Consider the following 8,449-nt stretch of genomic DNA (forward strand, 5'->3'; position numbering starts at 1 on the left):
ACCTTGTTCGACATGCTGACGCAGGCCCAGAACGGCAATGGCATGCAGGCCCTTGCCCAGCAATACGGGCTTTCAATGCAGCAGACGCAAGCGGCGGTTGCCGCATTGCTGCCGGCCTTTTCGCAGGGGCTGCAACGCAACACCGCCGACCCCTATGGGCTCGGCGCCTTCATGACGGCGATGGCCAGCGGCCAGCACGCCAAGTATTTCGAGGACGCAACCCGGGCCTTCTCGCCGCAAGGCGTCGATGAGGGCAACGGCATTCTCGGGCACCTGTTCGGTTCGAAGGATCTGTCTCGCGCCGTGGCCAGCCAGGCGGCGCAAGCCAGCGGCGTCAATCAGCAGATCCTGCAGCAGATGCTGCCGGCGATCGCCTCGATGGTCATGGGCGGGCTGTTCAAGCAGACGGCAAACCAGATGCAGGCCGCCGGCGGTTTTGGCGGCGGCGGCAACAATCCGCTCGGCGAGATCATCGAGCAGATGATGCGGCAAGGCGGCGGCATGCAGGCCCCGGCGCCGCAGCCGCGCCAGGCGCCGCCGCCCCAGAACCCGATGGACAACCCGCTCGGCAAGGTGTTGCAGGACATGTTCGGCGGCGGCGCGGCTCAGCCACAGCCGCAAAGCCAGACGCAGCCGGCACCCAATCCCTACGGCGACAATCCGCTCGGCAAGGTGCTGCAGGACATGTTCGGCGGTGGCGCGCCTCAGCCGCAGCCGCAGGGGCGGGCGCAGCCGCAGCCCCAGCAGACGCAAAGCCCCTACGGAGACAATCCGCTGGGGAAAATCTTCGAGGAGATGCTGCGGCAAGGTGGCGGTGGCTTAGGCGGCATCCCCGGCGGACAGCCGGCGCCGCAACAGCCTCAAGCGCCCCCGCAACGTCAGGCACCGCAGCCACAGGCCAATCCGAGCGGCCGGCCGAAAAACCCGTTCGACGACCTGTTCGGCAAGATGTTCGAAACCGGCGCCCAGCAGCGTGATGACTACCAGAAGGGCGTGGAGACAATCTTCGACCAGTTTAAGCGGGACATGGACCGGCGGTAGGCGGTCTTCGCTGAGGTAGAAAGAGAAAAGCCCGGTCCTGGGAGGACCGGGCAGAGTGCAGGCGGGCCGGGGGGATCCGGCAGGGAGTGGGAGCCTGCATACTCGTCAGTCGCGTCGAACCCTGAAAAGGTTCACGGCAACCTAAACAACAAGCAACCGATCAGGCCACCTTGCGAGCGAAATCCTCGATCGTTTCGATGCGATCACTGGCGATCTCGCGCAGCATCGCCGTCGGGTCGCGGCCAAACGGCACGTCGATAGCGACATGCAGGTCGGCGCGCGTCAGGCCGATATCGGCGAGTTCGGCGTCCGACATCTCGCCAAGGCGATAAAAGGCGCGGCGGTTTTTCCAGGCGCGGTAGATGTTGGAGACGGTGTTGGCCACGCGCGTCGCAACGGCCGGACGCGAGGTGATGCGCGGGGTCTCGGTGGCGAAATCGAACGTGGTCATTGTCGGTCTCCTTCAGACTCGAACGGGCAAAGCCTTGCGATCGGCGCTGGCGACAGCGGCCGTTCCGGCTTCGATTCACATGCCTTCATGTGGACAATGCCAATTTGCCATCGGCCGATTGATTAATCCAACGAATGTTTCTAATCTTTACCATCAACACCAGTGATGGATCATATCGATGAAATCGCCGCTCGATCTCGATCAGTTGCAGACCTTCATCTCGATTGCCGACACCGGCAGCTTCACGCGAGCAGCCGAAGAGGTGCACCGGACCCAGTCGGCGGTGTCGATGCAGATGCGCCGGCTGGAGGAGCGGCTGGGCAAGCCGCTGTTCGAAAAGGACGGACGCACCAACAGGCTGACCGAGGAAGGCGACAAGCTGCTCTCCTATGCGCGGCGGCTGCTCTATCTCAACCGCGAGACCCTGGCGGCCTTCGACGACCGGCGGCTCGAAGGCACGATCCGCATCGGCACGCCCGACGACTACGCCGATCGTTTCCTGCCCGAGATCATGGCACGGTTCACCCGCTCCAATCCGCGCGTCGAACTCACCGTCATCTGCGAGCCGACGCCGGGGCTGGTCGAGCATATCAAGCGCGGCAATCTCGACCTCGCGCTGGTGACGCACAACGACGTACGCGGCCAGTCGGAGGTGGTGCGGCGCGAACCGCTGCTGTGGGTCACCTCGGCCAATCATGCCACGCATGAGCAGGAAACGCTGCCGATGGCCTTCGGCCGGCCGAACTGCATCTGGCGGCGCGCCGCCGTCGATGTGCTCGACCAGCAGAACCGCGACTATCGTATCCTGTTCACCAGTTTCTCGGCCACCGTCATCACCGCCGCGGTGCTTTCCGGGCTGGCAATCTCGGTGCTGCCGGAATGCGCGCTCAGACCCGGTATGCGGGTGCTGGGCGAAGCCGACGGCTTCGGCGCCCTGCCCGATTGCCGCATCGGCATCATGCGCGGCCAGACGTCGCGGCCGGAGATCGTCGATGCGCTCGCCCGCCATATTTCGGAAAGCCTGGACAACATCTCGGTGCCGGTCGGCGAAGACCCCGGAACGTTCGATTTCGCAGCGCTCGCCTTCACCAAGCTGCGGCGAACCAAGCCGAACCAGATCCTGCCCGGCTGGTAGGCAGGGCCAGGTGTGCGGGTTATGAACGGCTGGCCCGACGCAACCGCCTTGACGCGGGCGCCCAACCGTTCCCCAATCGACGGATGAGCGAAGTAGCATCCGAATCACGCACCAACGCCGCCGAATATACGGTGAGCGAGATTTCCGGCGCGCTGAAGCGCACGGTCGAGGACGTTTTCGGCAATGTGCGGGTGCGTGGCGAGATATCAGGCTATCGCGGGCCGCATTCCTCAGGTCATGCCTATTTCGCGCTGAAGGACGACCGCGCGCGGCTCGACGCCGTGGTGTGGAAAGGCACGATGAGCCGGCTGAAGTTCCGTCCCGAAGAGGGCATGGAGGTGATCGCCACCGGCAAGCTCACCACCTATCCCGGCAAATCCAACTACCAGATCGTCATCGACAATCTGGAGCCGGCTGGCGCCGGCGCCCTGATGGCGCTGCTGGAGGAGCGCAAGCGGCGGCTGCAGGCCGAGGGGCTGTTCGACACCGGTCGCAAGCGGCTGCTGCCGTTCATGCCGTGCGTCATCGGCGTCGTCACCTCGCCGACAGGGTCCGTCATCCGCGACATCATCCACCGCATCAAGGACCGCTTTCCGCTGCATGTCCTGGTCTGGCCGGTGCGCGTGCAAGGCGAGACGTCAGGCGCGGAAGTGACTGCCGCGGTCAACGGCTTCAACGCGCTGGCATGGGATGGCGCCATCCAGCGGCCCGATCTGTTGATCGTTGCGCGTGGCGGCGGCAGCCTCGAAGACCTCTGGGGGTTCAACGACGAGGCGCTCGCCCGCGCGGTTGCCGCTTCCGGCATTCCGGTGATCTCGGCTGTCGGCCACGAGACCGATTGGACGCTGATCGACCTCGTTGCCGACGTGCGAGCGCCGACACCGACAGGCGCGGCCGAAATCGCCGTGCCGGTGAAGGCCGACCTCGAAGCAACGCTTGCCAGCCTCGGTGCGCGGCTGAAAGCGGCGGTGCTGCGCAATTTCGAGCGCAAGCGGCAGGCCGCCCGTGCCGCCGCCCGGGCTCTGCCCTCGCCCGATCAATTGCTGGCGCTGCCGCGCCGGCGCCTCGATGAGGCGACATCCAGGCTGGGCCGGGGCCTGTTGGTCTCCACCGAACGCAAGCGTGCAAGGTTTTTTGCCGTGAAACTGACACCGGCAATGCTGTCGCAGCGCATTGCAGAGGCCCGGCGCACCAACGAACGCAATCTTTTGCGAGCACAAGGGGCACTGCGTGCGATGGCAAGAGCCCGGCGTGCGGAGCTTAACCGGGCGGCGGATCAATTGCCAAAATGTGCCAGGGCATCGCTGCAGCGGCACAAGCAGCAACTGGCCATGCTGCAAGGCCGCATCACGATCGAGCCGACGGCACGGCGGCAACGCGTGCAGAGGGATTTGCTGACAGCTTTGACAAGACGCGGCACGCAAGCAGTGGTGCTCAGGCTGGAGCGCCTGCGCGGCCGCATCGTCCAGGCCGACAGGTTGATGGCGTCGCTGTCGCACAAGGCCGTCCTGGCCCGCGGCTTTGCGCTGGTGAGAGATGCGGATGGCACCGTCGTCAAGCAGGCTGCCGACGTGGCGTCGGGAATGGCGCTTTCGCTCGAGTTCGCCGACGGGACCGCCGATGCGGTGGCAATCAGCGGCACGGCAAAACCGAAAGCCGTGGCCAAGCCGGCGGCCAAGGCCAAAGAGCCTGGCAATCAGGGATCCCTATTCTGACACCATGACCGACAATCCGCATCATCTGGCAACGCCCTCAGGCAAACCGCGCGCGCGAAATTTCGGCATCGGCTTCGACGGACGGCCTGGACCGTTCAACGCGATCACCGATGTGCCCGGCGTCGCGGTCGGCTATGCGACGCTGATCTCGGGCGATGGCGCGCTTGTCGTCGGCAAGGGACCGGTGCGCACCGGCGTGACCGCGATCCTGCCCAGGCCGCTTGCCGACCTCGCCAACCCGGTCTTCGCCGGGATCTTCAGCCAGAACGGAAACGGCGAACTGACCGGCTCGCACATCGTCGAGGAAACCGGCGCTTTCAACTTCCCGATCACCATCACCAACACGCATTCCTGCGGTGTTTCCCGCGACGGCACGCTGCGCTGGATGCAAAGCGTGCTGCCGGCGGCGCTCGACAGCGGCTGGGGACTGCCGGTGGCGGCGGAGACCTATGACGGCTTCCTCAACGACATCAACGGCCACCATTTGACGTCGGAGCATGTTGCGCAGGCCCTCGACGGTGCCGCCGGCGGACCGATCGAGGAAGGCAGCGTCGGCGGCGGCACCGGCATGATCACCTTCGGCTTCAAGGCCGGCTCCGGCACGGCATCGCGCATCGTCGAATGGCACGGCCGTGCCTATACGGTCGGCGCCTTCGTGCAGTCCAATTTTGGCAAACGGCGCAATATAACCATTCGCGGCCTGCGCGCCGGGCCGCAACTCGTCGAACCGGCTGTCCGCGAAGGCACACCGCGCGCCGAAAAGGGTTCGATCATCGCCGTCATCGCCACCGACGCACCGTTCCTGCCGCATCAGATGAAGCGGCTGGCCCGACGGGTGCCGCTTGGCGTCGCCATGACCGGAGGCTTCGGGTATCACAGTTCAGGCGACATTTTCATCGCCTTCTCGACCGCCAATGCGAGCGCCGCGCGGGCGCCATCCGGCCGCATCGCCAGTGCCGATTTTATTCCCGATACCGACATCGATCCGTTTTTCGATGCGGTGATCCAGACCGTAGAGGAAGCAATCCTCAACGCGCTGGTTGCCAATGACGATATGACCGGACGGGACGGGAATTTCGTGCCGGCGCTGCCGAAGACGTGGCTGAAGGAGACCTTTGGCTGAAGACAAAAACGCGGGCCAGAAGCCCGCGCTGCAACAATGTCGCCGCTATGCGATCATTCGGCGGCTTTGATCATTCCGCGGCTTTTCTGGGGGCCTGCTGGCTTTCTTCGGCCTCGGCCGCTTCCTCAAGCCGGGATGCGATAAGTTCCTGGATATCGCCGACTTCTTCCTGGATATCCTCCAGCGGAATGCCGACCTCGGCCGCCTCGGCGGCGCACTCCTTGGCCAAGGTTTCGGCCTGCTTGTCGATCCTTGCCTGGGAGGATTGGCAATGGACCTTTTCGCCGATCCATCCCCGCAAGAATTCGATGGCGTGTTCGCTCATACTGCTGTTCCCTGGCGGCAAAGCCGGTTGGTAATCATAAACGTCGACATCCCGCAAAGGATGCATGTCCCCATTCCAGCCGAGTCGCGGTCAGCCGGCAAGCCAATGCCGTCCAAGGTCCACAGAGCCATAGGAAATCGAGGGGTCAAGGGCATTTTCTGATTCTGGAGGGGTCGGTACCGTTGGCTGGGTCACACCCAGCGCTGCGCCACTGTTTCTATTTGCTTTTTTCCGGTTTCCGAGCCGATTTCCGTCACAATAGATGGCGCAAAACACTACACATTCACAGTTGCTTCGAGGTGCTGCCCTCGGGCGCGCGGGTCGAAGCCGCCGCTATATAGTGACATCCTCCTGCAATGTCGACTCCGCCCGCTATCCTGCTTCTTTCCGCCGCGCCGAAGGGCTCCGCGACGGACGCAGAACAAGTGACGATGGACCCGAACCGGGTGGAGCAGGCCCCGGCGGAGCCGCTCAGACGTGCACAGCCACCACCGCCGCGCAGTCGCCGGCCTTAACCAGCCCGGGGAAATGCCGCGCCGCAAGCATGCCCGACATTTTTGCCCGGATCTCCTGCGGAGCGACGCCGGTGCGGCCGGTGGAATGAATGCGCGCCAGCACCGAGCCTTCTTTGACGGGCTCACCGAGATCGACCATGGTTTCGATCATGCCGTCGTCTTCGGCGAACGAGAAACAATCGCCCGACGGCATGTCGAGCCACTGGGTTCGAGTCTTCTCGACCGCACCATCTACAATGCCGGCATGACGCAGCACGTTGAGAATGCCGCGCCTCGCGATCCGCACGGTTTGCGCGCGCGACGTGCCGCCGCCGCCAAGTTCGGTGCTGACGAAGACCTTGCCCATCTCCTCGGCTGCCGTGTCGTACATGCCAACGGCGTCGATCTCGATCATGCGCATCGAGAACGGAGCGGCAAAGGCCGCGACCGCGTCAAAGGCTTTCTGTTCCAGCGCCTTGTCGGGCAAAGTGTGCGCCGCGCAGAACGGCACGAAGTCCAGCGTCTTGCCGCCGGAGTGGAAGTCGAACACGATGTCGGCGCGAGGCAGCAGCTCACGTTGAAAGTAATCGGCGATCTTTTCGGTCACCGTTCCGTCCGGCCGGCCGGGAAAGCTGCGGTTCATGTTGCCCTTGTCGATCGGCGAGGTGCGCGTGCCGGCGCGGAAGGCCGGATAGTTCATTGCCGGCACGATGATCACCGTGCCGCTGACTTGCCTGGGATCGAGGGTCCTGGCGAGATCGTAGAGGGCCAGCGGCCCCTCATATTCGTCGCCATGGTTGGCGCCGGACAGCAGAGCTGCCGGTCCGTTGCCGTTGCGGATGACGCAGATCGGGATCATCACCGAGCCCCACGCGGAATCGTCGCGGCTGTAGGGCAAGCGCAGGAAGCCGTGCTGGACGCCGTCGCGGTCGAAATCGACGGTCGGCGCGACCGGTGATGAGCGTAGATTCGACATCGGGCTCAATCCTTCACCACCAGCTTACGCGGCACATTGGCCAGGCACTCCACACCGGTTTCGGTGATCAGGATGGACTCGGTGATCTCCAGTCCCATCGTTTCCAGCCACAGGCCGGTCATGAAATGGAAGGTCATGCCGGGCTTGAGTTCGGTGCGGTCGCCGGGACGCAAGCTCATCGTGCGCTCGCCCCAGTCCGGCGGATAGGACAGTCCGATCGAATAGCCGGTGCGGTTGTCCTTGACGATGCCATACTTCTTCAGCACGGCGAAGAAGGCGTTGGCGATGTCCTCACAGGCGTTGCCGGGTTTGGCCGCGGCCAGCCCCGCTTCCATGCCTTCCAGCGTCGCCTTCTCGGCATCGAGGAATTCCTGCGTCGGCTTGCCGAGGAAGACGGTGCGCGACAGCGGGCAGTGATAGCGGTTGTAGCAGCCGGCGATCTCGAAGAAGGTGCCCTCGTCCCGCTTCATCGGTCTGTCGTCCCAAGTCAGATGCGGCGCCGAGGCATCGGCACCCGACGGCAGCAGCGGCACGATCGCCGGATAGTCGCCGCCGATGCCGTCGACGCCGCGCGTGCCGGCATCATAGATTTCGGCAACGAGATCGCATTTGCGCATGCCGACCTCGATCTTGTCGAAGATGCGCTGGTGCATCGCCTCGACGATGCGAGCCGCCTTGCGCATATAGTCGATCTCGGTCGAGCTCTTCACCGCGCGCTGCCAGTTGACCAGCGCGGTGGCATCGACAAAGCGGGCATTGGGCAAATGCTTCTGCAGCGATGCGAAGGCGGCGGCCGAGAACCAGTAATTGTCCATCTCAACGCCGACTGTCAGCTTGCCCCAGCCGCGATCCGCAAGCACGCTGGCCAAAAAATCCATCGGGTGGCGCTCGGTCGACTGCACATAGTGATCGGCATAGCCGACGATGTTGTCATGCGCGAGATAGGCAGTGCGCTTGGCACCGTTGGCGTCCTGGCCACGGCCGTACCAGACCGGCTCGCCCGATGGCGGCACGATAACCGCCTGATGCACGTAGAACGACCAGCCGTCATAGCCGGTCAGCCAGGCCATGTTGGACGGGTCGCTGATAACAAGAAGATCGACGCCCTTCACCTCCATGGCTTTGCGTGTCTTGGCGAGGCGATCCGCATATTCGCCGCGCGAGAATCTCAGGTTCGGTTGCATTGTTC

At 64.3% G+C, this 8,449-nt stretch carries 8 protein-coding genes; 4 read left to right on the plus strand and 4 right to left on the minus strand.

Annotated elements, in window-relative coordinates; all coding sequences use genetic code 11:
• The coding region (locus tag EN884_RS16055; protein ID WP_128360625.1) for a DUF937 domain-containing protein at nucleotides 1–1,041 on the plus strand (1,041 nt) is incomplete at its 5' end.
• 160 nt (nucleotides 1,042–1,201) lie between these two features.
• Here EN884_RS16055 and EN884_RS16060 read toward each other — a convergent pair.
• On the minus strand, nucleotides 1,202–1,492 hold the full coding sequence (locus tag EN884_RS16060) for a DUF1127 domain-containing protein (protein WP_063170126.1): 291 nt from the start codon (nucleotides 1,490–1,492) through the stop codon (nucleotides 1,202–1,204).
• A gap of 178 nt (nucleotides 1,493–1,670) precedes the next feature.
• On the opposite strand from EN884_RS16060, the gene EN884_RS16065 reads away from it, so the two are divergent.
• From EN884_RS16065 to EN884_RS16075, 3 genes are all read left to right on the plus strand, one after another.
• Nucleotides 1,671–2,627, plus strand: a complete 957-nt coding sequence (locus EN884_RS16065) for a LysR substrate-binding domain-containing protein (protein WP_063170125.1) — start codon at nucleotides 1,671–1,673, stop codon at nucleotides 2,625–2,627.
• Between the two features lie 83 nt (nucleotides 2,628–2,710).
• On the plus strand, nucleotides 2,711–4,342 hold the full coding sequence (xseA, locus tag EN884_RS16070) for an exodeoxyribonuclease VII large subunit (protein ID WP_063170124.1): 1,632 nt from the start codon (nucleotides 2,711–2,713) through the stop codon (nucleotides 4,340–4,342).
• A 4-nt stretch (nucleotides 4,343–4,346) separates the two neighbouring features.
• The gene (locus tag EN884_RS16075) at nucleotides 4,347–5,465 is read left to right on the plus strand and encodes a P1 family peptidase (RefSeq protein ID WP_063170123.1); all 1,119 of its coding nucleotides are present in this window, start codon (nucleotides 4,347–4,349) and stop codon (nucleotides 5,463–5,465) included.
• A gap of 70 nt (nucleotides 5,466–5,535) precedes the next feature.
• Here EN884_RS16075 and EN884_RS16080 read toward each other — a convergent pair whose 3' ends face one another.
• From EN884_RS16080 to doeA, 3 genes are all read right to left on the minus strand, one after another.
• Nucleotides 5,536–5,847, minus strand: coding sequence for a hypothetical protein (locus tag EN884_RS16080; RefSeq protein WP_224675447.1), 312 nt, complete (start codon nucleotides 5,845–5,847; stop codon nucleotides 5,536–5,538).
• A gap of 414 nt (nucleotides 5,848–6,261) precedes the next feature.
• Complete coding sequence (gene doeB / locus EN884_RS16085; RefSeq protein ID WP_024502317.1) at nucleotides 6,262–7,260, minus strand: N(2)-acetyl-L-2,4-diaminobutanoate deacetylase DoeB; 999 nt, start codon at nucleotides 7,258–7,260, stop codon at nucleotides 6,262–6,264.
• A gap of 5 nt (nucleotides 7,261–7,265) precedes the next feature.
• Nucleotides 7,266–8,444, minus strand: a complete 1,179-nt coding sequence (gene doeA, locus EN884_RS16090) for an ectoine hydrolase DoeA (protein ID WP_063170122.1) — start codon at nucleotides 8,442–8,444, stop codon at nucleotides 7,266–7,268.
• Between the last annotated feature and the right edge of the window lie 5 nt (nucleotides 8,445–8,449).

Source organism: Mesorhizobium sp. M7A.F.Ca.AU.001.01.1.1, from assembly GCF_004022735.1.
GTDB classification, from domain to species: Bacteria; Pseudomonadota; Alphaproteobacteria; order Rhizobiales; family Rhizobiaceae; genus Mesorhizobium; species Mesorhizobium ciceri.

What these genes read in the sequence shown, in the direction of transcription:
- EN884_RS16060 (WP_063170126.1), bottom strand. Translation starts at nt 1,492, where the DNA reads ATGACCACGTTCGATTTCGCCACCGAGACCCCGCGCATCACCTCGCGT.
- EN884_RS16065 (WP_063170125.1), top strand. Translation starts at nt 1,671, where the DNA reads ATGAAATCGCCGCTCGATCTCGATCAGTTGCAGACCTTCATCTCGATT.
- xseA (WP_063170124.1), top strand. Translation starts at nt 2,711, where the DNA reads ATGAGCGAAGTAGCATCCGAATCACGCACCAACGCCGCCGAATATACG.
- EN884_RS16075 (WP_063170123.1), top strand. Translation starts at nt 4,347, where the DNA reads ATGACCGACAATCCGCATCATCTGGCAACGCCCTCAGGCAAACCGCGC.
- doeB (WP_024502317.1), bottom strand. Translation starts at nt 7,260, where the DNA reads ATGTCGAATCTACGCTCATCACCGGTCGCGCCGACCGTCGATTTCGAC.
- doeA (WP_063170122.1), bottom strand. Translation starts at nt 8,444, where the DNA reads ATGCAACCGAACCTGAGATTCTCGCGCGGCGAATATGCGGATCGCCTC.